A 22,001-nucleotide genomic window follows, 5' to 3' on the forward strand; every position below is an offset into this window, starting at 1 on the left:
GCATGCCATGACGCAGCACCGTTCAGGATGTGACCAAGCCCGGCTGCCAGCTCAGTGCAGCAGCACCGGCACCGCGCTCACCGTGCGGTCGCGACCCTCGGCCTTGGCCTGGTACAGCGCGGTGTCGGCTGCGGCCAGCAGGGCTGCCAGATCGGCCTGCCCGGCGTCCACGACCAGGCCGATGCTGGTGGTGACCGGCACCGCCACGCCCTCGATACGGGCGGGCCTGTCGCGCAGCATCGCGCGTATCCGCTCGGCCAGCTGGCGCCCCTGCGTGGCATCGGCGCCGGGCAGCAGCAACACGAACTCCTCGCCGCCATAGCGGCCCAGCAGGTGCGTGTGGCCGCTGGCGCAGCGCGTCAGCAGCAACGCGAAATGCTGCAGCACATCATCGCCGCCAAGGTGGCCCCAACGGTCGTTGATCTGCTTGAAGTGATCCACGTCGAGCAGCAGCAGCGCCAGCGGTTGCTGCCGGCGCCGGCAATCAAGCAGCGCGGCGGCGCCATCGGCGAGTACCGCGCTGCGGTTGAGCAGGCCGGTGAGCCCATCGGTGCGCGCCGCGTGCCGCAGTTCCACCAGCATCCGCTCCACCAGCAGCAGCACCAGCGCGAAACAGCGCGCCAGCTCCAGGATCACCCCGCCCAGGTAGGTGGCGAACATCGGCGTGCCGGTACGCATGATGTCCTCGCCTGCATCCGGTGCCACCGGCAGCCACAGCCGCACGGTGTACAGCAGCGCCTCGGTGGCGAAGATCACCGCGGCCAGCCGGCAGCTGGTGCGTTGTGCAGGCGGGGCGTGGCGCAGCAGCAGCACGACCATCCAGGTGTTGACCAGCACCGCGAACACGCTGAACACGTCCAGCCGGATCGACAGACTGGGGAACGGCAGCAGAAACACCACGATGCCGCCCAGGAAGGCGGCGGCCAGCAACAGCGGCTGCCACAGCGGCAGGCGCAGGCCCAGGTGACGGGCCACGCCGCACAACATCAGCACGCCGGAGGCGGCAATGGCGGTGTTGCCAAGCAGGATCGCCGGGACCGTCGGCAGCTGGTCGCGCAGCGCCAGCAGGGTCACGCTGACGGCCAGCAGCCACAGGCTGGCCGTCCACAGGCGCAGCACCGGTTGCCGGCGCAGGACCAGCAGCAACAGCGAAAAACCCAGCGCAATGCCCAGGCACAGCAGGTAGCCAAGCACTGCGACGGTAGGGAAATCCAGCGACATGCGGCCTCGGGCGCCAGGGCGGCGCGGCGCATCTTACCGCGCGCGGGCGGTAGCGGCCGTCTTGGCGGGCCGGGTTGACCCCTCACTTCTGGAATGGGCACCTCATACCGCTGTTGATGTGCGTCCCAAGGTCGAACATCTACACGGCGTTCTATTCGGCGTTCTCCTACCCGTCGTGATACTCGGCGAGCTGCTTCCGGGCACGCGTTCGGCAGGCAGCCCCTTGATCATCTCTGGAGGTTCCATGTCTCTTCGACACTGCATTCCGCTGTCCGGCGTGTCCCTGCTGCTGGCCGGTCTGGCCGTGGCCGGCGGCGCCCAAGCGCACGGCACCATGCTCACCCCGATCAGCCGGGTTTACGCCTGCTTCCAGGGCAACCCGGAGAACCCGACCAACCCGGCCTGCGCCGCGGCCAAGGCCGTGGCCGGCTCGCAGGCGTTCTACGACTGGATGGGCATCAACCAGGCCAACGCCAACGGCAACCACCCGGCCGTGGTGCCGGACGGCAAGTTGTGCAGCGGCAACAACCCCACCTTCCGCGGGCTGGACCTGCAGCGCAGCGACTGGCAGACCACGCCGATCAGCGCCGATGCCAACGGGCGCTACACGTTCGTGTTCAAGGCGCCGGCCCCGCACGCCACCCGCGAGTGGAAGTTCTACGTCACCCGCGATGGCTGGCAGCCGGGCAGCGAGCTGCGCTGGTCGGACCTGGAAGCCTTCTGCACCCTGGGCAACACACCGCTGTCGGCCGACGGCACCTACAAGCTGGACTGCCCGCTGCCCAAGCGCTCGGGCCCGCACATGATCTACAACACCTGGCAACGCTCGGATTCCACCGAAGCGTTCTACACCTGCATGGACGTGAAGTTCGACGGTGGTGGGGGTGGCACGCCGCCGCTGTGGCAGGACGCCGGGGCGCTGACCGCACGCGGCGACCTGCCGGTGGGCACGGCGGTGGAACTGCGGGTGTTCACCTCGGCCGGTAGTGATGCCGAGCGCATCAAGACCACCCTGGCCGCTGGCCAGACCAGCGCGGCGCAGTGGCCGCTGCAGCTGGCGCGCCAGGTCAACGCAGACGCCCGCCAGGCCCGGATCGGGGTGATGAGCAACGGCGTGATCACGCCTGTGGCCTCGGCCACCGCCAACCGCGTCTACCTGCAGCGGGGGCTCACCCACCAGGTCGACATCCGCCTGCCCGATGTCGATCCGCCGGGCGGCGGTGATTTCGACCATGTGTACCCGGCCGGGCTGGGCAGCTATGTGCCGGGCCAGACCGTGGTGAAGGGCAGCGACGGCAAGCTGTACGCCTGCCGCCCGTTCCCGGAAGGCGCCTGGTGCAACGTCAACTCGCCGGTGTATGCCCCGGGTGTGGGAGCGGCCTGGCGCGATGCCTGGATTCCGTACTGAGGAATGCCGGTGCCGGGACGGGGGCGAGCCTTCGTCCCGGCACGCAAGCCTTACTTGCTGCTGACGTACTTCTCGCGCCGCACCTGCGGCGTCGGCAGACCCGCTTCTTTCAACACCTCGAAGGTGGCATCGACCATGTCCGGGTTGCCACACAGGTAGGCGATGTCGGTGGCCGGATTGGGCGCGAACTCGGCCAGGTGCTGCTGCACGTAGCCGTGGCGTACGTCCGGATGCGGGTTGGCCGGCAGCTCGCGCGACAGGCACGGCACGTAGCGGAAGCCCGGGTGGGCGTCGGCGAAGGCGCGGAAGTCATCGCTGTAGAGCAGCTCGGCCGGGGTGCGGGCCCCCTGCAGCAGCACCACTTCCACCCCGCGCTCGGCCATGGCGGTGGCCAGCAGCGGCAACATCGAGCGGTACGGGGTGACCCCGGTGCCGGTGGCGATCAGCAGGTAGCGGGCGTTGTGGTCGCCCGGCTGCAGGCAGAACCGGCCGAACGGGCCGCTGGCGGTGACGTGGCCGCCCAGGTCCAGGCCCTCGAACAGGGCCGTGGCGGCGCCGCCGGGGACGAAGCTGACCGCGATATCCACCGCATCGCCAGCGCCCAGGGCGTGGTCATGGATGGTGGCCAGCGAGTAGCTGCGCTTGGTGGCGGTGCCGTCGGCGTAGTGGAAATGGACCTGGATGAACTGGCCGGGCTGGAAATCCAGCGGCTGGCCGTCATCACGCAGGAACTGGTAGTGGCCGACGGTGGGGGCCAGCATGCGCCGGTCAACCAGCTTGAGGGGGAATTGAACAGGCACGATTTTGGGAAACAGTGTGTAGCCGGGGCGAGCCCTCAGGGTCTTCTATAATAGCCGCTCCCCGCCCCTATCCAGCGCCAGCCCGCAGGCGCGAAGGCAAGAGCTTGGCTTCCCAGAATACTCCCGCGCCCCCCACGGCCCCCGCCCTGCGGGTCCGCGACCTCCGCAAGACCTACGACAACGGTACCCAGGCGCTCAAAGGCGTCTCGCTGGACGTTGCGCCGGGCGACTTCTTCGCGCTGCTGGGCCCCAACGGGGCCGGCAAGTCGACCCTGATCGGCATCATCAGCTCGCTGGTCAACCTCAGTGAAGGCCAGGTCGAGGTGTTCGGCACCGACCTGGTGCGCCACCGCAGCGCCGCCATGCGGCTGATCGGGCTGGTGCCGCAGGAGATCAACTTCAACCTGTTCGAGAAACCCTTCGATATCCTGGTCAACTACGCCGGCTTCTATGGCGTGGCCCGGGCCGAGGCCGAGCAGATGGCCGAAACCGAGCTCAAGCGCGCGCACCTGTGGGAAAAGGCGCAGGTGATGAGCCGTACCCTGTCCGGCGGCATGAAGCGCCGGCTGATGATCGCCCGCGCGATGATGACCCGCCCGCGCCTGCTGATCCTCGATGAGCCCACCGCCGGTGTGGACATCGAGATCCGCCGCGACATGTGGCGCGTGCTCAAGGAGATCAACGCGGCCGGGACCACCATCATCCTGACCACGCACTACCTGGAAGAAGCCGAGCACCTGTGCCGCAACCTGGCCATCATCAACCACGGGCAGATCGTCACCCAGGGCCCGATGCGCGAACTGCTGGCCAAACTCGACGTGGAAGGCTTCCTGTTCGACATCGACGGCGAGCTGCCGGCGCAGCTGCCGGTGATCGAAGGCACCACCATGATCGCCACCGACGGCCACACGCTGGACGTGGACATGCCCCGCGCGATGGACCTCAACCGCGTGTTCGAGGCGCTCAACAGCGCCGGCATCCGGGTCCGTTCGATGCGTACCAAGAGCAACCGCCTGGAGGAGCTGTTCGTGCGCCTCACCGGCAACCAGGAGAACGCGGCATGAGCAGCACCCCGACCCCGGTCCTGACCGACGGCCAGCGCAACCGCATCGCCCTGATGACCATCGTGCGCCGCGAAGTGGCGCGCATCCTGCGCATCTGGGGCCAGACCCTGGTGCCGCCGGCAATCACGATGACGCTGTACTTCCTGATCTTCGGCGGGCTGATCGGCTCGCGCGTGGGTGAGATGGGCGGCTACAGCTACATGCAGTTCATCGTGCCGGGCCTGGTGATGATGAGCGTGATCCAGAACAGCTACGGCAACATCAGTTCCTCGTTCTTTGGCGCCAAGTTCGGCCGCCACGTGGAGGAGCTGCTGGTCAGCCCGATGCCGAACTGGGTGATCCTGTGGGGCTATGTGTCCGGTGCGGTGCTGCGCGGCCTGATGGTGGGCGTGATCGTGCTGATCATCGCGATGTTCTTCACCCCGGTGCGCATTCCGCACCCGCTGGTGACGCTGACCACTGTGATCCTGGGCGCGACGATCTTCTCGCTGGCCGGTTTCATCAACGCGGTGTACGCCAAGAAGTTCGATGACGTGGCGATCGTGCCGACCTTCATCCTGACCCCGCTGACCTACCTGGGCGGTGTGTTCTATTCGGTGAAGCTGCTGCCGACCTGGGCCGAAGCGGCCACCCACGCCAACCCGATCTTCTACATGGTCAACGCGTTCCGCTACGGCCTGCTGGGCACCAGCGACGTGCCGCTGTGGGTGGCCTATGCGCTGATGATCGGCTTCGTGGTGGCGCTCACCGCGCTGGCGCTGTGGCTGTTGAAGCGTGGCGTGGGGATGCGCAGCTGATGCGCATCCTGGTTCTCGGCGCCGGCGGAACCGGCGGCTACTTTGGCGGTCGCCTGGCCCAGGCCGGCGTCGATGTGACGTTCCTGGTGCGACCGGCGCGCGCGGCGCAGCTGGAGGCCGAGGGCCTGGTGATCCGCAGCCCGCTGGGGGATGCGACGTTCGCGGTGCAGCACGTCACTGCCGAGGCATTGCCGGCGCTGGCGGCGGCGCAGCCGTTCGACCTGGTCATTCTGAGCTGCAAGGCCTATGACCTGGGCAGTTCCATCGAGGCGATCGCGCCGGCGATGGGGCCGCGCACCACGGTGTTGCCGATCCTCAACGGGCTGCGCCATTACGCCGATCTGGATGCGCGCTTCGGCCGCGATGCGGTGCTGGGCGGGCTGTGCTTCATCAGCGCGACCAAGGCCGCCGATGGCGCAGTGGTGCACCTTGCGCCTGCGGCCAAGCTGACCTTCGGCGAGCGCGATGGCACCGGCAGCAGCGCGCGGGTGCTGGCGTTGGCGGCAACCTGCGTGCAGGCCGGCGTGGACTACGTGGCCAGCGATGCGATCGGCCAGGAGCAGTGGATCAAGTACACGTTCCTGACCACGCTGGCTGCGTCGACCTGCCTGATGCGCGCCGATGTCGGCACCATCGTGGCCACCGAGGATGGCGCGGCGATCGTACGCGGGCTCTACGACGAATGCCTGGCGGTGGCCGAGGCAGCCGGTGAGCCGATTCCGCACAAGGCACGCGAAGCGGCACTGGGTGCGACCACCCAGGCCGGCTCGACCCTGAAGGCCTCGATGCTGCGTGATCTGGAAGCCGGCCAGCAGGTTGAGGCCGAGCAGATCGTCGGCGACATGCTGGTGCGTGCACGTGCGGCCGGGCAGGCCGCGCCGCTGCTGGCGGTGGCCTACAGCCACCTGCAGGCCTACCAGCGCCAGCGCAGCGCCTGAGCATGCGCACCAACACCGCACCGGCACGCGTGCTGGTGCTGGGCCTGGGCTACAGCGGGCGGCACGTGGCCGCCCTGCTGCAGGCCCAGGGCATTGCCTGCAGCGGCACCGTGCGCGATCCTGCCACCGCAGCGGACGATGGCGTGCGCCGCCATCGGCTGGCAGAGGGATACCCCATCGATGCGGCGCTGCATGAGGCGATCCGGAGCGCCGATGCGATCCTGTGCAGTGTCCCGCCCGATGCCGAAGGTGACCCTGCGCTACGGCTGCTCGGCGAGGCGCTGCAGGATTCGCCGTCGCTGCGCTGGGTGGGCTATCTCTCTTCGACCGCCGTCTACGCCGATCGCGATGGCGGCTGGGTCGACCTGCACGCGGCAGACGATGCCACGGACGACACCGCACTGAAGCGCCTGCGTGCCGAACGGCAGTGGCAGGCATTCGCGCAGGCGCGCGGCATCGCCTCGGCGGTATTCCGGCTGCCCGGCCTGTATGGGCGTGGCCGCAATGCGCTGGTGCAGCTGGCGCAGGGCAAGGCCCGCGCGGTCATGCGGCCGGGGCTGGTGTTCAACCGATTGCATGTAGAGGACCTGGCCACCGCGGTGCTGGAAGCGATGCGACGACCGCAGGGCAACGCGCTGTATCTGCCCGCCGACGATGCGCCCGCTCCGCCGCAGGACGTGCTGGCCTACGCAGCGGCACTGAGTGGTCTACCGTTGCCTGCCACGCAGGCCTGGGATGACCCGGCGGTTCCTGCCTCGCTGCGCCGCTTCTACAGCAGCAACAAGCGCATCGACAGTCGCGGCACGCGCGAGGCGTTGCAGTGGCAGCCACGCTTCCCTACCTACCGCGAAGGGCTGGACGATGCGTGGGCAGCAGGCGACGGGCGCGTCACCGCGAACCGGTAGCGCCGAGCCATGCTCGGCTGCGCGCGGTTGCCGAGCATGGCTAGGCACTACCGAAGCGGTTGCCGAGCATGGCTCGGCACTACCGAAGCTGGGCGGATCAGGCTACGTCGGGTAACCGGAAGAACGTGCGCGTGGCCGCCGTCGCATTGGCTGCGGTGACGTCCACTGCTTCGCCGCGATCGCGTGCCAGTTCCTCGACGATGTGCGACAGGAACATCGGCTCGTTGCGACGGTCCTTCGGCATCGGCTTGAGCGAGCGCGGCAGCAGGTAGGGGGCATCGGTCTCGATCATCAGGCGCTCGGCCGGAATGTGCTTGACCAGTTCGCGCAGGTGCGCGCCACGGCGTTCGTCGCACAACCAACCGGTGATGCCGATGTACCAGTCCTGGTCGAGGTAGTCGAACAGTTCCTGGCGCTCGCCGGTGAAGCAATGCACCACCGCCGCACCCAGCCTGCCGTCGAAGTTCTTCATCATGCTCATGAAATCGGCATGCGCATCGCGCTGGTGCAGGAACAGCGGCTTGCGCGCGCCATCGGCAGCAAGCACCTCGCTGGCCAGTTGCAACTGGCGCTCGAAGGCGCGGTGCTGGGCCGGGCGCGGGGCGAAATCACGGAAGTAATCCAGCCCGCACTCGCCCACCGCCACCACCTCGGCATGCGCATGCAGCGCGCGCATCTCGGTATCGCACTCGTCGGTGTATTCCACCGCGTGGTGCGGGTGCACGCCGGCCGTGGCGTACAGGAAGCCCGGATGCTGCCGGGCCAGCGCCAGTGCCTGCGGCGAATGCTCGCGGCTGGCACCGGTGATCACCATCTGCACCACGCCCGCCTCGCGCGCCCGTGCGAGCACGGCGTCGCGGTCGCGATCAAAGGAATCGTGGGTGAGGTTGGCGCCGATATCGATCAAGTGCATGGGGCTGCTGCAGGACGGAAAACCCGGTCATTGTAGCGGGCTGCAGACAGGCTCAGTCCTCGCCGGGCGGATCGAGCAGTGCCCGCGCCAGCTCGCGGGAGATGCCGGTCAGCAGCACGCGGTCGCCCTCGCGCATCACGGTGATGAAGGGTGCGCCGTCGCGCACCAGCGTGTCAGCGGGCGCAGGCGGACCCGCGGGCACCCGGCGGCCCGGCAGGCGCAGGTACCAGACTTCCGCGCACAGGGCCGAGAAATCCGCCTCGGGCTCGGGATACAGACCACCGCGCGCGCTCACCTCGGCCGTGCGCAGCAGCGCCAACAGGGCCGGCAGCAGGTCGGTGCGCGCGGGTGCATCGACCGCACCGACCGAGGCGCCGAAACCGTCCGCAGCGACACTCATGCTGAACAACGTGGCGGTGGCCCGCGACCGTGGCACCACGCTGAACTGCAGGGACACGCCATTGGCCCGCCAGAACGCCTCGCTGGGTCTCTGCAGGAAGGGCTGGATATCGCGCTCGAACCGCGTCAGCCAGGTGGCGTACTGCCGACGTGCGTTGTCCAGGTTCCAGCTGGGCAGGCTGCACTGCGCACCCGGCAGCTGCGGCTGCCAGCGTTCGGGCAGGCCCAGCGCCGCACATTCCACGCAGCGCAGATCGGCACCCTTCTGGCGCTGGAAGTGCAGGCTGGGCGCCTCGCCCACGTTACAGTCTTCGGTGTCCAGCAGCAGGCGGAAGCCGTCACTGGCATCGCAGCGCGTCAGCGTATTGGGCACCGGGCCGAGCGTGCTGCGCCCGAACTGCGACAACCACACGTAGGCGCGGTCGTCGGCCAACTGCAGGCTGGGATAGATCGCTTCGCGCAGGGTGCCGTCGGCCACCGCGGCGCGAATGGCCGCCTCATTGTCCAGCCCGGCCGGCAGGTAGCGGGCATCGATCGTGGGCCGCAGCAGCATCGCCATCGGGTGCCCGTCATAGGGCATGTGCAGCCCCTCGTCGGGCATCCCGGTGTCGGCAGCGGTAGGCGCGGCCGCCGCAACCGACGCGGCCGCACAACACAGGGCCAGCAACAACAGGCGAGCAATACGCGACATGCACACGTCCAGGTACCACGGGGCGGCACAGGGAAGCATGGGCGCGGGCCTCTGGCAATCGGCATACCGCCGCGACACCGTATCCTTGTGCGATGAATCCGCCGATTTTCCCCATCGCCACGCTGCTTCCGCAGATCCTGAACGCACTGGAGCGCCAGCCGCGCCTGGTGCTGGAAGCGCCACCCGGTGCCGGCAAGACCACCCAGGTGCCGCTGGCCCTGCTGGATGCGCCGTGGTTGCAAGGCCGGAAGATCATCATGCTGGAGCCGCGCCGGGTCGCCGCGCGCAGCGCCGCACAGTTCATGGCGCGCCAGCTCGGCGAGGAGGTCGGCGGCACGGTCGGCTATCGCATCCGCTTCGAGAACAAGATCTCCGCGCGCACCCGGGTGGAAGTGGTCACCGAAGGCATCCTCACGCGGATGCTGCAGGACGATCCGATGCTGGAAGGCGTGGGCGCGCTGCTGTTCGATGAATTCCACGAGCGCCACCTTGCTGCGGACCTCGGCCTGGCATTGGCGCTGGATGTGCAGTCGCAGCTGCGCGAGGACCTGCGCATCGTGGTGATGTCGGCCACGCTGGACGGTGAGCGCCTGGCGCAGTTCCTGGACGCGCCGCGGTTGAGCAGCGAAGGCCGCAGTTTCCCGGTCACGATCAGCCACTTCCCGGCGCGCCGCGACGAGGCGTTGGAAGCGCAGGCGCGGCGGGCGGTGGAACAGGCGTTGGGCGAGCATCCGGGCGATGTGCTGGTGTTCCTGCCCGGCCAACGCGAGATCGCGCGTACCCAGGCGGCGCTGGAACAGGCACTGCCCGGCACCGTGCAGGTGCTGCCGCTGCATGGCGAACTGCCGGTGGAACAGCAGTCGCGCGTGCTGCAGCCCGATCCAAACGGCCAGCGCCGGGTGGTGCTGGCCACCAATGTGGCCGAGTCGTCGGTGACCCTGCCCGGCGTGCGCGTGGTGATCGATGCCGGGCTCGCGCGCGAGCCGCGCTACGACCCCAACAGCGGGTTCGCGCGGCTGGACGTGGTGAACATCGCACAGGCCTCGGCCGACCAGCGGGCCGGGCGCGCCGGGCGTGTCGCCGAGGGTTGGGCGTGGCGGTTGTGGCCGCAGTCGCAACGGTTGGAAGCGCAGCGTCGGCCCGAGATCGCGCAGGTGGAACTGGCTTCGCTGGCGCTGGAACTGGCGGCCTGGGGCAGCGATGACCTGCGCTTCGTCGATGCCCCGCCGGTGGGTGCACTGGCCGCCGCGCGCGAACTGTTGCAACGGCTGGGCGCACTGGCCGACAGCGGCACCTTGACCGCACTGGGCCGCCGCATGCTCACGCTGGGCACGCACCCGCGGCTGGCGGCGATGCTGCTGGCCGCCGGCAGCGGCAGCGAACAGGCGCTGGCCTGCGACCTGGCCGCGCTGGTGGAAGCACGCGATCCACTGCGCCAGGGCGGCGATGCGCTGGCCGCACGCTGGCGCGCCATCGCCGCATTCCGCCACGGCCGTGCCCCGCACGATGCCAACCGCGGTGGCCTGGCCGCCATCGACGCCGCCAGCAAGCAGTGGCGACGACGCCTGCGCTGCGACAGTGCACCGCCGGGCACGGTGGAAGCGCACCAGTTGGGCGACCTGCTGGCGCATGCCTTTCCCGACCGTATCGCGGCCCGCCACCCCACCGATCCACTGCGCTACCTGCTGGCCAACGGGCGCAGCGCGCGTCTGTTCGATCCCAGCGACCTGCGCGGCGAACCGTGGCTGGTGGCGGTGGAACTGCGCTACGAGGCGCGCGATGCCCTGCTGCTGCGCGCCGCGCCGGTGGACGAGGGCCGCCTGCGCCGCGATTTCCCGGAACGCTTCCAGCAGCAGGACGTGGTGCGCTGGGATGCCGAGAAACGCGCGCTGGTTGCCCGCCGCGAAACCCGCTTCGATCGCATCGTGCTCGACAGCCGCTCGGCCGGCCGGGTGGATCCGGCACAGGCCGCGCAGGCACTGACCGAGGCGGTGGCCGAGCTGGGGCTGGCATCACTGCCGTGGACCGACGGCCTGCGCCAATGGCAGGCGCGCGTGGTCAGCCTGCGCGCGTGGATGCCGGCGCTGGAACTACCGGACGTGTCCGATGCCGCATTGATGGCCACGTTGTCGCACTGGCTCACCCCCGCGTTCGGCGGCAGGACGCGGCTGGATGCCCTGGATGAGGCCGCCCTGGGCGAGGCACTGAAGTCGCCGCTGCCGTGGGCGCAGCGCCAGCTGGTCGACCGCCATGCACCGGTCCGCATCGCGGTGCCATCGGGCATGGAGCGCCCGATCCACTACGCGCTCGAGGCCGACGGCGTGACCCCGCAGCCACCGGTATTGGCAGTCAAGCTGCAGGAACTGTTCGGTCTGGCCGATACGCCGCGTATCGCCGACAACCGCATCGCGCTGACGCTGCACCTGCTCTCGCCCGGTGGCCGCCCGCTGCAGGTGACCCAGGACCTGCGCAATTTCTGGGCGAACACCTATGCGGAAGTGAAAAAGGAAATGAAGGGCCGCTATCCCAAGCATCCGTGGCCGGACGACCCGTGGACGGCCACCGCCACGCACCGGGCCAAGCCCCGCGGCACATGACACCGGGCGCGGCCGCCTGCACATGCGCCTCGCATTCATGGCTGCTACCTGACCGCGGCACGAGCCCGCGCTGCAACCGGTGGCGCAAGCGGCTACAGTCGTGAATCGGCCGTGGGCGGCGGATAACACGCCCTACACGGCCCGCGCGCGACACTGGATCAGAACCGAGGCAAAGGACCCCCCATGAGCAGATTGACTGTGATTACCGACCGCGCCCTCGAGCGCGCCCTGGATTTGGCCAGCAGCGCGGGCGATGGCCTCAAGCACGCCGGCAGCAACCTGCGTCATCTCGGCCCGCAGGCCACCGACTGGATCAAGACCGGCGCAGCATTGGGCGCGGTCAAGACCGGCGGCAAGGCGGCAGTGAAGGTGGCGCGTCGCAACCCGGCCGTGACCATCGCCGCAGCCGCGGTGGGCGTGGGCCTGCTCGGCTACGCGCTGTACCGCAAGCAGCAGAAGAAGAAGCTCGCCAATGGCGGCGTGGTCAACGGCCAGGCGCAGCGCATCAGCGCACGCAACCGCCGCAATGACACCGTGGTGGACGAACACAGCGACATCGGCAGCGATACCTGAGCTGTCCACGCGAGCGCGTCATCATCGAAGCCGCCGGCACTGTCCGGCGGTTTTTTTTTGGCGTGTAAGGCTCCGCGGTGTAGATGGCTGGGGCGCGGCCCCCAACGCTCGCCTCACCCCCCAGAACGAAGACAGCAGTGCGCTTGAAGCCACCACCACCCGACCAGGCGCATCGAGACGCCCCAAAGGGAGAAGAAGCGCTCTTAGCGGTCGGCCAGTTGCCGCCACTGGCCCGGCTGCAGATCGCCCAGCGCATGCGCGCCCATTGAGACCCGCACCAGGCGCAGCGTAGGCAGGCCCACCGCGGCGGTCATCCGCCGCACCTGGCGGTTGCGGCCTTCGCGCAGGGTGATCGCCAGCCACGAGTCGGGCACGGTCTTGCGGAAGCGGACCGGCGGATTGCGCGGCCACAGGTCCGGCGCGGGTTCCAGCCGTTCCACCCCGGCTGGCAGCGTGGGGCCGTCATTGAGCAGCACACCGCGCCGCAGGGCGTGCAGCTGCTCCTCGGTGACCGCGCCTTCCACCTGCACCCAGTAGGTCTTGTCCGCCTTGTGGCGCGGATCGGTCAACTGATGGGCCAGCCCACCGTCATCGGTGAGCAGCAGCAGGCCTTCGCTGTCGTAGTCCAGCCGCCCGGCCGCATACACCGCCGGCGGCAGCCCGAACCCCGCCAGCGTCGCTCGCGGCGGCTGGCTGCGGTCGGTGAACTGGCACAGCACGTTGAAGGGTTTGTTGAAGGCGATCAGCATGGCGGGGGCGGCGACGGCGGGGAGTGTATTTTCCCACCGTCGCGCCGCCACCGATACCGGCTTACTTGGCCGGCTTCACGAAGCGCAGCGTCATGCGGTCGCTTTCGCCGATCGCCTTGTACTTGGCATCGTCGGCAGCGTCATGCGCATTGCTCGGCGGCAGCATCCACACGCCCTTCGGGTGGTCCTTGGTATCGCGCGGGTTGGCGTTGATCTCGCTGCTGCCGGCCAGCTTGAAACCGGCCGCTTCGGCCAGCGCGATCACCTGCTTCTGGCCCACGTAGCCGCTCTTGTCATCGGCCGGCACATCGGCCTTGGCACGGTGTTCCACCACGCCGAGCACGCCGCCGGGCTTGAGCACGTTGTAGAAGCCCTTGAACATGCCTTCGGCCTGGCCGGAGGTGCGCCAGTTGTGCACGTTGCGGAAGGTCAGCACCACATCGGCCGAACCGGCCGCGCCGAACTCCGGTGCGCTGGGGTTGTAGGCCACCACGCGGGTCTTGCCGTACAGCGCCGGCGTGGCGGCGTAGAAGGCCTCCAGGCTGTCGCGGCTGCGCTGCTGGTAATCGCGGCCACGGCCTTCGGGCACCGCCATCGGATCGACCACAGCGGCCACGTAGCTGCCCTTGTCGCGCAGCAGCGGCGCCAGGATTTCCGAGTACCAGCCGCTGCCGGGGGTGATTTCGATGACGGTCTGGCCCGGCTGCACGCCGAACAGCGACAACGTCTGCGCCGGATGACGCCACGCATCGCGGGTGACGTTGGCGGGCGTGCGCCAGTCGCCCTGCACGGCCTGCTGCACCGCCGGGGTGATCGCAACCTGCGCATTGGCACCGGCGGGTTTGACCGCCATCGCCGGGGCCGACAACAGCAGCGTGGACATCGTGAACAGGCAGGCACAGCTCAACGAACGGGCTTTCATCGGGATCACTCCGGTGGCGGGATGCGGCGAGACTAGCAGTCGCGATGGCCCAGGTGTTCACAAAACGTTAGTGCGATGCAGCATCGCAGAACACTGTTTTGTGGCTGCCGCCGCAACGCTGTCATCCACGCGGTCTTATTCTGTCGGTCTGGTTTTCCATTGGAGTACATCGCCCATGACTGCAGCGCCCACCTCTGCACCACGCGAACTCGGCCGCTCCGGCCTGAAAGTGCAGCCCATCGCATTCGGCGGCAACGTGTTCGGCTGGAGCGCCGATGAGAAGACCTCGTTCGCGCTGCTGGATGCCTTCGTCGATGCCGGCTTCAACCTGGTGGACACCGCCGATGCGTACTCGGCCTGGGTACCGGGCAACACTGGCGGTGAATCGGAAACGATTCTGGGCCGCTGGTTCCAGCGCAGCGGCAAGCGCGACAAAGTGGTGCTGGCCACCAAGGTAGGCAAATGGGCCGAGCACCCGGGCCTGTCCGCCGACACCATCGCCGCAGCGGTGGACGATTCACTGCGCCGCCTGCAGACCGATGTGATCGACCTGTACCAAGCGCACGAGGACGACGAATCCACGCCGCTGGAAACCACGCTGGCCGCGTTCGGCCGCTTGATCGAGCAGGGCAAGGTGCGCGCGATCGGCGCTTCCAACTACAGCGCCACGCGGCTGCACGATGCGCTCAAGGTGTCGGCCGATTACAAGCTGCCGCGTTATGAAACCCTGCAGCCGGAGTACAACCTGTACGACCGCAGCGGCTACGAAGCCGAGCTGGAACCGCTGGTGCACGAGCACGGCATCGGCGTGATCAGCTACTACTCGCTGGCCAGCGGCTTCCTCAGCGGCAAGTACCGCAGCGCCGATGACGCCGCCAAGAGCAGCGCACGCGGCGCCAAGGTGATTGCGCAGTACCTCAACCCGCGCGGGCTGCGCATCCTCACCGCGCTGGACGATATCGCCAGCACGCACGCGGCCAGTGCCGCGCAGGTCGCGCTGGCGTGGCTGATCGCGCGCCCGGGTATCAGCGCACCGATTGTCAGCGCTACCAGCGTCGCGCAGTTGCAGGACGTATTGGCCGCCGCGCGGATCGCGCTGTCGGCGCAGGACATCGCACAGCTGGAGGCAGCCAGCGCCGAGTAGTGTTGCGGGCAGGCCGGCGCGGGCTCAGGCCGCGCCGTCTTCGGCGACCAGCGCGTGGTGCAGGCTGATGCCGGCGCGTACGCCTTCGGCATTGGCCAGGGTGATGTTGCCCATCACCGTGGCATCGCCGGCGGCATAGACGCCGGGCACCGTGGTCTGCTTCTGTGCATCCACCCGCACCAGCACGCCCACCGGGCTTTCATCCAGCGCGCAGCCCAGCTGTTCGATCAAGGCCGACGCCATGTGCTGGCGTGCGGTCACGAACAACGCGCGCAGTGCGATGCGACGGCCATCGGCCAGCACCGCCGCACTCAGCGCCGGTGCCTCGCCTTCCAGGCCCACCACCGGGCTGGTTTCGATACGCACGCCGCGGCGTTGCAGCCGGGCCAGCTCGTCGGCCTCGATCACGCTGCCCTGGGTGAACAACGTGGCATCGCCCCAATCGGCCAGCAGCGCCGCCATGGTCGGCGACATCGGGTGGCCGCCAAGCAGGCCGATCGCGCCGCCGCCGATTTCGTAGCCATGGCAGTACGGGCAGTGCAGCACGCTGTGGCCCCAGCGTTCGCTCAGACCGGGCAGCGCGGGTAGTTCGTCGCGGATGCCGGTGGCCAGCAGCAGCTTGCGTGCGCTGAGCGTTTCGCCCCCTGCCGTGGTCACCGTAAAACCACTGCGGCCGGCCTGCGCCTGGGTGGCGGTATCGCTGACCCAGCGCACGCTGGGGTAGTTGAGCAGCTGCGCCTTAGCCTGGCGCAGCAGGTCGCTGCCGGCGATGCCATCCATGCCCAGCACGCCATGCGAATGCGCGGCATAGCGGTTGCGCGGCAGGCCGCTGTCCACCACCACCACGCCGCGGCGGGCACGGGCCAGCATCAAGGCAGCAGACAGGCCGGCGAAACTGCCACCGACGATCACGGCATCAGAGGTCATGGGGAACTCCCGCAACATGGTGGGCCAGGTGGCGGGCGAAGGCTTCGCCCAGCGTGGCCAGGGTGGTTTCGCGCAGGCGCTGTTCGAGCAGGGCCTGGGCTTGGCGATAGCTCTCATCCAGCGCGGCGTTGACCACCTGCTGGACCGGGCAACCGCGCCCGCTGTCGCGTGCGCCGGTATGCAGCAAGGCCGGCGTACCGATCGCCACATAGACGTCGTGCAGGGTGATCTGCGCCGGGTCGCGCGCCAGTTGGCTGCCACCGCCATGGCCGCGCGTGGAGTGCACCAACCCGCCCTTGTGCAGCGCGGCCAGCAGCCGGCGGATCACCACCGGATGGGTCGGCAGACAGTGAGCCAGCTGTTCGGAGGTGCGTGGCCCAGGCTGACCGACCAGGTGGGCCATCACATGCAGGGCGTCGGAAAACTGGTTGCTGGATTTCATGTAACTACGATAGTTACAAATAGGCGCCGTGTCCAGTGCGGGTTGTTCCATACGGCGACAGCTGTCGCTGAAACAATTCCTTCACCTCCTTGAATGGAACGGGAAGTGTGATGGAAAGCCCACTTCAGGAGATCACGTCTGCAACCGATACCGCAGAGCCCTCCCTCACTTTCTGGCGTCCTCTCCGATGAATCCGTCGTCCGGTGCCTCCACGCGCACCTTCAGTCTGCAGTTCAAGTTGCTGGGCGCGTTGTCGCTCGGCCTGGCCATCGTGGTGCTGTGCGCGCTGGCCGGGCTGGGCTCGGCCTGGCTCAACCTGTCCACCGAGGTGCCCCCGCAGGTGGCCCGCAATACCCAGGCCGAAGCGCTGCAGCGCGAGTTCCGCCTGCAGGTGCAGGAATGGAAGAACGTGCTGATCCGCGGCAGCGACGAGGCTCTGCGCAGCCGCCACCTGACCGCCTTCGATGCGCAGGGCGGCAAGACCCGCACCCTGGCCCAGGCGCTGGCCGACAGCGACGATGCACGCACCGCCGCACTGGCGCGGACCTTCATCGCCCAGCACGCCACGCTGGAGCAGGACTACCACGGGGCGCTGGACGCCTTCGCCGCCAGCGGCTACGTGCCGCTGGAAGGCGATGCGCTGGTACGCGGCAAGGACCGCGCACTGGGCACCACGCTGGATGCGCTGGGCAAGCAGACCGCCACCGTTGCCGAGCAGGCAGTGACGGCGCGCTCGCAGCAGGCACGGCGCACGCTGCTGGTGTGCGCGGCGCTGACCGCATTGGCTGCGGTGGTGCTGATGGGCGTGCTGGCGGTGTGGCTGCGGCGTGCGGTGATCGCCCCGATCGTGGCGGTGGAAGCGGCCGCACGCGCAGTGGCGCAGGGCGATCTGGAACAGCGCGTGCAGGTACGCAGCCGCGATGAGATCGGTCGGCTGGGCCAGGCGATGGGCGCGGTGACGCAGACCCTCAAGGACGTGCTGGCCGCACAGGCCGGCATGGCCCAGCGCCATGAGGCCGGCCAGATCAGCTTCCGCATGGACGATGCCGCCTTCCCCGGTGGCTACGGGCAGATGGTGCGCGATACCAACGCACTGGTCGACGCACATATCCAGGTCAAGCTGCGTGCGATCGAGATCATGGGCCGCTATGCGGTGGGCGACCTGTCGCTGGACATGGAACGCCTGCCTGGCGAGAAGGCGGTGATCACCGAATCGCTCGACCGGGTCAAGCACAACCTGGGCGCGATCAACGCCGAGATCAAACGCCTGGCCAGTGCCGCGGCTGCCGGCGACTTCAGCCAGCGCGGCGACGAAGCGCGCTACCAGCATGATTTCCGCGACATGGTGGGCGGCCTGAACCGGCTGATGCAGACCACCGAACAGGATCTGGGCCAGGTGTCGCAGGTGCTGCAGGCCATCGCCCGTGGCGATCTCAGCGCGCGCATGCACGGGCAATTCCACGGCGTGTTCGCACGCATGCGCGACGACGTGGCGCTGACCAGCGGCCAGTTGACCGGTATCGTGGGGGATATCAAACGCGCCGCACAGGCGATCCAGGCGGCGGCCGGCGAGATCGCCGCCGGCAACAACGACCTGTCCCAGCGCACCGAGCAGCAGGCGGCCAACCTGGAAGAAACCGCGGCCTCGATGGAAGAACTCACCTCCACTGTGCGCCAGAACGCCGAACATGCGCGCCAGGCCAATCAGCTGGCCATCGGCGCGCATGCGGTGGCCTCGCAGGGCGGTGAGGTGGTCGGCCAGGTGGTGACCACGATGAGCGCGATCCAGACCTCGTCGAAGAAGATCGCCGAAATCATTTCGGTGATCGACGGCATCGCCTTCCAGACCAACATCCTCGCCTTGAATGCGGCGGTGGAAGCGGCGCGTGCCGGCGAACAGGGCCGCGGCTTCGCGGTGGTGGCCAGCGAGGTGCGCACCCTGGCACAGCGCTCGGCGGCGGCGGCCAAGGAGATCAAGACACTGATCGAGCAATCGGTGGAGGACGTGGGCACGGGTGCGGCGCTGGTGGGCCGTGCCGGCCAGACCATGGGTGAGATCGTGGGCAGCGTGCAGCGCGTGACCGACATCATGGCCGAGATCGCGGCGGCGTCGCAGGAACAGTCGGCCGGTATCGAGCAGGTCAACCAGACCGTGGTGCACATGGACGAAACCACGCAGCAGAACGCGGCGCTGGTGGAGGAAGCCTCGGCGGCGGCGCGCAGCATGGAAGCGCAGGCGCTGGCCTTGAACGGGGCGGTGGATGTGTTCGTGCTGGAGGCTGCAGGTGAAGTGCGGCCGGGGGTTTCGCGCGCGGCTTGAGCAGGTGCCGACCAACGGTCGGCAGCCACCGCGCGCTGCGATCAGCGCACGTAGGGGTCGCCGAGCATGGCCGCGCCCAGGTGGTCCAGGAAGGAGCTGATCCGCGCCGAGACCGCCGTGTTGCGGTAGTACACGGCGTGGATCGGCTGGCGGACTTCCACGGTGAGTGCCGGCAGCACCTGCACCAGGCTGCCGGCCAGGCGGTCGCGGTGGATCATGAAGTCGGACAGGCAGACGATGCCGACGCCCTCCAGCGCCAACCGGCGCAGGGTTTCACCACTGGATACCGCCACGGCCGGGCGCACATGCAGCAGCGCGTCCGTCTGCCCGGGCAGCGGCCAGTGGTTGAGCGAGTCCGGTTCGTTGAAGCCCAGCAGCGTGTGCGCGTCCAGTTCGGCCACGCTGGCCGGGCTGCCGTGCTCGCGCAGGTAGGCTGGGCTGGCCAGCACCCGCAGCCGGCTGTGCGCCAAGGGCCGCGCATGCAGGGTGGAATCGGCCAGCGGGCCGATCCGGATCGCCACATCGGTGCGCCGTTCGAGCAGGTCGATGTAGCGCTCGCTGCTGTTGATCTCCAACGCCACGTCGGGATAGCGCGCGCGGTAGCCGGCGACCAGCGGCGCGATCACATGCAGCACGAACGGCATCGCCGCATCCACCCGCAGCCGCCCGGCCGGGCGTTGGCGGCGCGCGGCGATCTGCTCTTCGGCGTCTTCCACCGAGGCCACGATGGCGCGTGCCTGCTGCAGGAAGGCCTGGCCTTCTTCAGTGAGCTGCAGGCGCCGGGTGGTGCGGGTCAGCAGCGTGGTGCCCAGTTTCTCCTCCAGCCGGCCCAGCGCGCGGCTGACCCCGGAGGTGGTCTGGCCCAGGGCCTCGGCGGCAGCGGTGATCGAGCCGCTGTCGATCACCGCGATGAAGGCCTGCATTTCGTCGAGGGTGGTTTTCATGGGGGAACCCGGCAGTGGACGCCCCATTATTGACCACGAATCAAGAGTGATTGGCGTGAAGACCGGTTTTTCCGCAACAGTGCGGCGCGCAGACTGCGCAGCCTCACCTCCCACCGGTAACCCACCATGTCCCGTGGCATCCCCTTGGCCCTGCTGGCGCTCACGCTGGGTGCGTACGCTATCGGCACCACCGAATTCGTCATCGTCGGGCTGATCCCGACCATTGCCGCCGACCTCGGCGTCTCCCTGCCCTCGGCCGGCCTGCTGGTGTCGCTGTACGCGCTGGGCGTGGCGATCGGCGCGCCGGTGCTCACCGCGCTCACCGGCCGCGTGCCGCGCAAGACCCTGCTGGTGGCGCTGATGGTGCTGTTCACCCTGGGCAACGTGATCGCCTGGATGGCCCCCGGCTACGGCTCGCTGATCGTGGCGCGCGTGCTGACCGGGCTGGCGCACGGCGTGTTCTTCTCGATCGGCTCGATCATCGCCACCTCGGTGGTGCCCAAGGAGAAGGCCGCCAGCGCGATCGCGATCATGTTCACCGGCTTGACCGTGGCCCTGGTCACCGGCGTGCCGCTGGGCACCTTCATCGGCCAGCACCTGGGCTGGCGCGCGACCTTCCTGGCCGTGGCCGCACTGGGCGTGATCGCATTGATCGGCAGCCTGCTGTTCGTGCCGCGCAACCTGCAGCGCAGCGAGCCGGCCACGTTCGCCCAGCAGCTGTCGGTGCTGGCGCAGCCGCGGCTGCTGCTGGTGTATGCAATCACCGCGCTGGGCTATGGCGGCACCTTCCTGTCGTTCACCTACCTGGCCTCGATCCTGCAGGACGTCAGTGGCTTCTCGGCCAACGCGGTCAGTGGCGTGCTGCTGGTGTACGGCGTGTCGGTGGCGATCGGCAACCTGTGGGGCGGCCGCCTGGCCGACCGCCGCGGCCCGATCCCGGCGCTGAAGCTGATCTTCGGCCTGCTTGCGCTGGTGCTGTTCGTGCTCACCTTCACCGCCTACAACAGCTGGCTGGTGCTGCTCACCGTGCTGGCGCTGGGCGCGGTCGCCTTTGGCAACGTGCCGGGCCTGCAGGTGTATGTGGTCAAGCAGGCGCAGCGCTTCGCCCCGCAGGCTGCGGACGTGGCCTCGGGTCTGAACATCGCCGCGTTCAACGTCGGCATCGCCTTCGGCGCGTCGCTGGGCGGGCTGGTGGTGGACCACCTCGGCCTGATGCACACCCCGTGGCTGGGGGCGCTGGTGGTGCTGGGCGCACTCGGCCTGACCGCGCTGAGCGGCCGCCTGGATCGCCGCGATGGCGTGCAGGACCGCGCTGAAGGCATTGCTGTCAGCGCGCATTGATTGCGTGGCGCCGACCCACGGTCGGCTCGACGTCGCTTTACGGTGCACGGCGTAGCCTGCACTGCCCCCCATTGAAGGAGTTTCCATGAGCATTCCCGCATTCGGCCTCGGCACGTTCCGCCTCAAGGGCCAGACCGTCATCGACTCGGTCCGCAACGCACTGGACGTCGGCTACCGCGCCATCGACACCGCGCAGATCTACGACAACGAGGCCGAGGTCGGCCAGGCCATCGCCGAGTCCGGCGTGGCCCGCGACGACCTGTTCCTGACCACCAAGATCTGGATCGCCAACTTCAAGCACGACGACCTGCTGGCCAGCCTGCGCGAGAGCCTGCGCAAGCTGCGCACCGACCATGTCGAGCTGACCCTGATCCACTGGCCCTCACCGAACGACGCCGTGCCGATGGCCGAAACCCTCGGCGCGCTGGCCCAGGCCAAGGCCGAAGGCCTGACCCGGCAGATCGGCATTTCCAACTTCACCATCGACCTGACCCGCCAAGCCATCGCGATCCTGGGCGCGGATACGATCGCCACCCACCAGATCGAAGTACACCCCTACCTGCAGAACCGCGCGCTGATCGCGTTCCTGCGCGAACAGGGCATCCACGTCACCGCCTACATGAGCCTGGCCTACGGCGAAGTGCTCAAGGAGCCGGTGATGCTGGCCATCGCCGAACGCCAGCAGGCCACTCCGGCCCAGGTCGCGCTGGCGTGGGCGTTGCAGCAGGGCTATGCGGTGATCCCCTCCTCCACCAAGCGCGACAACCTGGCCAGCAACCTGCTCGCCGCCGACCTGCGCTTGAGCGACGAGGACATGACGCAGATCGCCACGCTGGATCGCGGGCACCGCTTGGCCAACCCGGAAGGGATCGCGCCGGCCTGGGATTGATCCGTGACGCCCGACCG

General features: G+C 68.8%; 20 protein-coding genes. 11 read left to right on the forward strand and 9 right to left on the reverse strand.

What is annotated here, in order from left to right; translation table 11 throughout:
* Positions 1 to 51 precede the first annotated feature (51 nt).
* On the reverse strand, positions 52 to 1,221 hold the full coding sequence (locus AC3IPM_RS18665) for a GGDEF domain-containing protein (RefSeq protein ID WP_489301726.1): 1,170 nt from the start codon (positions 1,219 to 1,221) through the stop codon (positions 52 to 54).
* Between the two features lie 244 nt (positions 1,222 to 1,465).
* Between AC3IPM_RS18665 and AC3IPM_RS18670 the strand changes: the two genes are divergently transcribed.
* Positions 1,466 to 2,629: a lytic polysaccharide monooxygenase gene (locus tag AC3IPM_RS18670; RefSeq protein ID WP_489301727.1), complete on the forward strand. Its 1,164-nt coding sequence runs from the start codon at positions 1,466 to 1,468 to the stop codon at positions 2,627 to 2,629.
* Positions 2,630 to 2,679: 50 nt separating this feature from the next.
* Here AC3IPM_RS18670 and AC3IPM_RS18675 read toward each other — a convergent pair whose 3' ends face one another.
* The gene (locus AC3IPM_RS18675; RefSeq protein ID WP_489301728.1) at positions 2,680 to 3,429 is read right to left on the reverse strand and encodes a ferredoxin--NADP reductase; all 750 of its coding nucleotides are present in this window, start codon (positions 3,427 to 3,429) and stop codon (positions 2,680 to 2,682) included.
* Between the two features lie 104 nt (positions 3,430 to 3,533).
* On the opposite strand from AC3IPM_RS18675, the gene AC3IPM_RS18680 reads away from it, so the two are divergent.
* Genes AC3IPM_RS18680 through AC3IPM_RS18695 form a run of 4 tightly spaced genes read left to right on the forward strand, consistent with a single transcriptional unit; the run spans position 3,534 to position 7,133 of the window.
* Positions 3,534 to 4,493: an ABC transporter ATP-binding protein gene (locus tag AC3IPM_RS18680; RefSeq protein ID WP_489301729.1), complete on the forward strand. Its 960-nt coding sequence runs from the start codon at positions 3,534 to 3,536 to the stop codon at positions 4,491 to 4,493.
* Complete coding sequence (locus tag AC3IPM_RS18685; RefSeq protein ID WP_489301730.1) at positions 4,490 to 5,290, forward strand: ABC transporter permease; 801 nt, start codon at positions 4,490 to 4,492, stop codon at positions 5,288 to 5,290. Before AC3IPM_RS18680 ends, AC3IPM_RS18685 begins: the two co-directional genes overlap by 4 nt.
* Positions 5,290 to 6,228 (forward strand): 2-dehydropantoate 2-reductase, encoded by a 939-nt coding sequence (panE, locus tag AC3IPM_RS18690; RefSeq protein ID WP_489301731.1) that lies wholly within the window; start codon positions 5,290 to 5,292, stop codon positions 6,226 to 6,228. Before AC3IPM_RS18685 ends, panE begins: the two co-directional genes overlap by 1 nt.
* 2 nt (positions 6,229 to 6,230) lie before the next feature.
* Entirely contained in the window at positions 6,231 to 7,133 is a 903-nt protein-coding gene (locus AC3IPM_RS18695; protein ID WP_489301732.1) for an NAD-dependent epimerase/dehydratase family protein, read from the forward strand.
* 97 nt (positions 7,134 to 7,230) lie between these two features.
* Here AC3IPM_RS18695 and AC3IPM_RS18700 read toward each other — a convergent pair whose 3' ends face one another.
* Both AC3IPM_RS18700 and AC3IPM_RS18705 read right to left on the reverse strand, forming a co-directional pair.
* Complete coding sequence (locus tag AC3IPM_RS18700) at positions 7,231 to 8,046, reverse strand: TatD family hydrolase (protein ID WP_489301733.1); 816 nt, start codon at positions 8,044 to 8,046, stop codon at positions 7,231 to 7,233.
* Between the two features lie 52 nt (positions 8,047 to 8,098).
* On the reverse strand, positions 8,099 to 9,136 hold the full coding sequence (locus AC3IPM_RS18705) for a hypothetical protein (protein ID WP_489301734.1): 1,038 nt from the start codon (positions 9,134 to 9,136) through the stop codon (positions 8,099 to 8,101).
* Between the two features lie 92 nt (positions 9,137 to 9,228).
* Here AC3IPM_RS18705 and hrpB point away from each other — a divergent pair, with 92 nt between their 5' ends.
* Both hrpB and AC3IPM_RS18715 read left to right on the forward strand, forming a co-directional pair.
* Entirely contained in the window at positions 9,229 to 11,733 is a 2,505-nt protein-coding gene (hrpB, locus tag AC3IPM_RS18710; RefSeq protein ID WP_489301735.1) for an ATP-dependent helicase HrpB, read from the forward strand.
* A gap of 183 nt (positions 11,734 to 11,916) precedes the next feature.
* Positions 11,917 to 12,306 (forward strand): hypothetical protein, encoded by a 390-nt coding sequence (locus tag AC3IPM_RS18715; RefSeq protein ID WP_489301736.1) that lies wholly within the window; start codon positions 11,917 to 11,919, stop codon positions 12,304 to 12,306.
* A 203-nt stretch (positions 12,307 to 12,509) separates the two neighbouring features.
* Here the strand turns inward: AC3IPM_RS18715 and AC3IPM_RS18720 are convergent, their stop codons facing one another.
* Both AC3IPM_RS18720 and AC3IPM_RS18725 read right to left on the reverse strand, forming a co-directional pair.
* Positions 12,510 to 13,055 carry a pseudouridine synthase gene (locus AC3IPM_RS18720; protein WP_489301737.1) on the reverse strand — a complete coding sequence of 182 codons (546 nt, stop codon included), beginning with the start codon at positions 13,053 to 13,055 and terminating at the stop codon, positions 12,510 to 12,512.
* Between the two features lie 61 nt (positions 13,056 to 13,116).
* Positions 13,117 to 13,977, reverse strand: a complete 861-nt coding sequence (locus AC3IPM_RS18725) for a class I SAM-dependent methyltransferase (RefSeq protein ID WP_489301738.1) — start codon at positions 13,975 to 13,977, stop codon at positions 13,117 to 13,119.
* Positions 13,978 to 14,152: 175 nt separating this feature from the next.
* Between AC3IPM_RS18725 and AC3IPM_RS18730 the strand changes: the two genes are divergently transcribed.
* Positions 14,153 to 15,121 carry an aldo/keto reductase gene (locus tag AC3IPM_RS18730; RefSeq protein WP_489301739.1) on the forward strand — a complete coding sequence of 323 codons (969 nt, stop codon included), beginning with the start codon at positions 14,153 to 14,155 and terminating at the stop codon, positions 15,119 to 15,121.
* 24 nt (positions 15,122 to 15,145) lie between these two features.
* On the opposite strand, the gene AC3IPM_RS18735 is transcribed toward AC3IPM_RS18730, so the two are convergent.
* Complete coding sequence (locus tag AC3IPM_RS18735; protein ID WP_489301740.1) at positions 15,146 to 16,048, reverse strand: NAD(P)/FAD-dependent oxidoreductase; 903 nt, start codon at positions 16,046 to 16,048, stop codon at positions 15,146 to 15,148.
* Positions 16,038 to 16,490: an Rrf2 family transcriptional regulator gene (locus AC3IPM_RS18740; protein WP_489301741.1), complete on the reverse strand. Its 453-nt coding sequence runs from the start codon at positions 16,488 to 16,490 to the stop codon at positions 16,038 to 16,040. Before AC3IPM_RS18740 ends, AC3IPM_RS18735 begins: the two co-directional genes overlap by 11 nt.
* Before the next feature lie 187 nt (positions 16,491 to 16,677).
* On the opposite strand from AC3IPM_RS18740, the gene AC3IPM_RS18745 reads away from it, so the two are divergent.
* Positions 16,678 to 18,810 (forward strand): methyl-accepting chemotaxis protein, encoded by a 2,133-nt coding sequence (locus AC3IPM_RS18745; protein ID WP_489301742.1) that lies wholly within the window; start codon positions 16,678 to 16,680, stop codon positions 18,808 to 18,810.
* A 41-nt stretch (positions 18,811 to 18,851) separates the two neighbouring features.
* On the opposite strand, the gene AC3IPM_RS18750 is transcribed toward AC3IPM_RS18745, so the two are convergent.
* Positions 18,852 to 19,754: a LysR substrate-binding domain-containing protein gene (locus tag AC3IPM_RS18750; protein ID WP_489301743.1), complete on the reverse strand. Its 903-nt coding sequence runs from the start codon at positions 19,752 to 19,754 to the stop codon at positions 18,852 to 18,854.
* A gap of 126 nt (positions 19,755 to 19,880) precedes the next feature.
* Here AC3IPM_RS18750 and AC3IPM_RS18755 point away from each other — a divergent pair, with 126 nt between their 5' ends.
* A complete protein-coding gene (locus tag AC3IPM_RS18755) occupies positions 19,881 to 21,095 on the forward strand; it encodes an MFS transporter (RefSeq protein WP_489301744.1) in 1,215 nt (404 codons plus the stop codon).
* An 85-nt stretch (positions 21,096 to 21,180) separates the two neighbouring features.
* A complete protein-coding gene (gene dkgB / locus AC3IPM_RS18760) occupies positions 21,181 to 21,984 on the forward strand; it encodes a 2,5-didehydrogluconate reductase DkgB (RefSeq protein WP_489301745.1) in 804 nt (267 codons plus the stop codon).
* Positions 21,985 to 22,001 lie beyond the last annotated feature (17 nt).

This window comes from Stenotrophomonas sp. GL_111 (genome assembly GCF_057835245.1).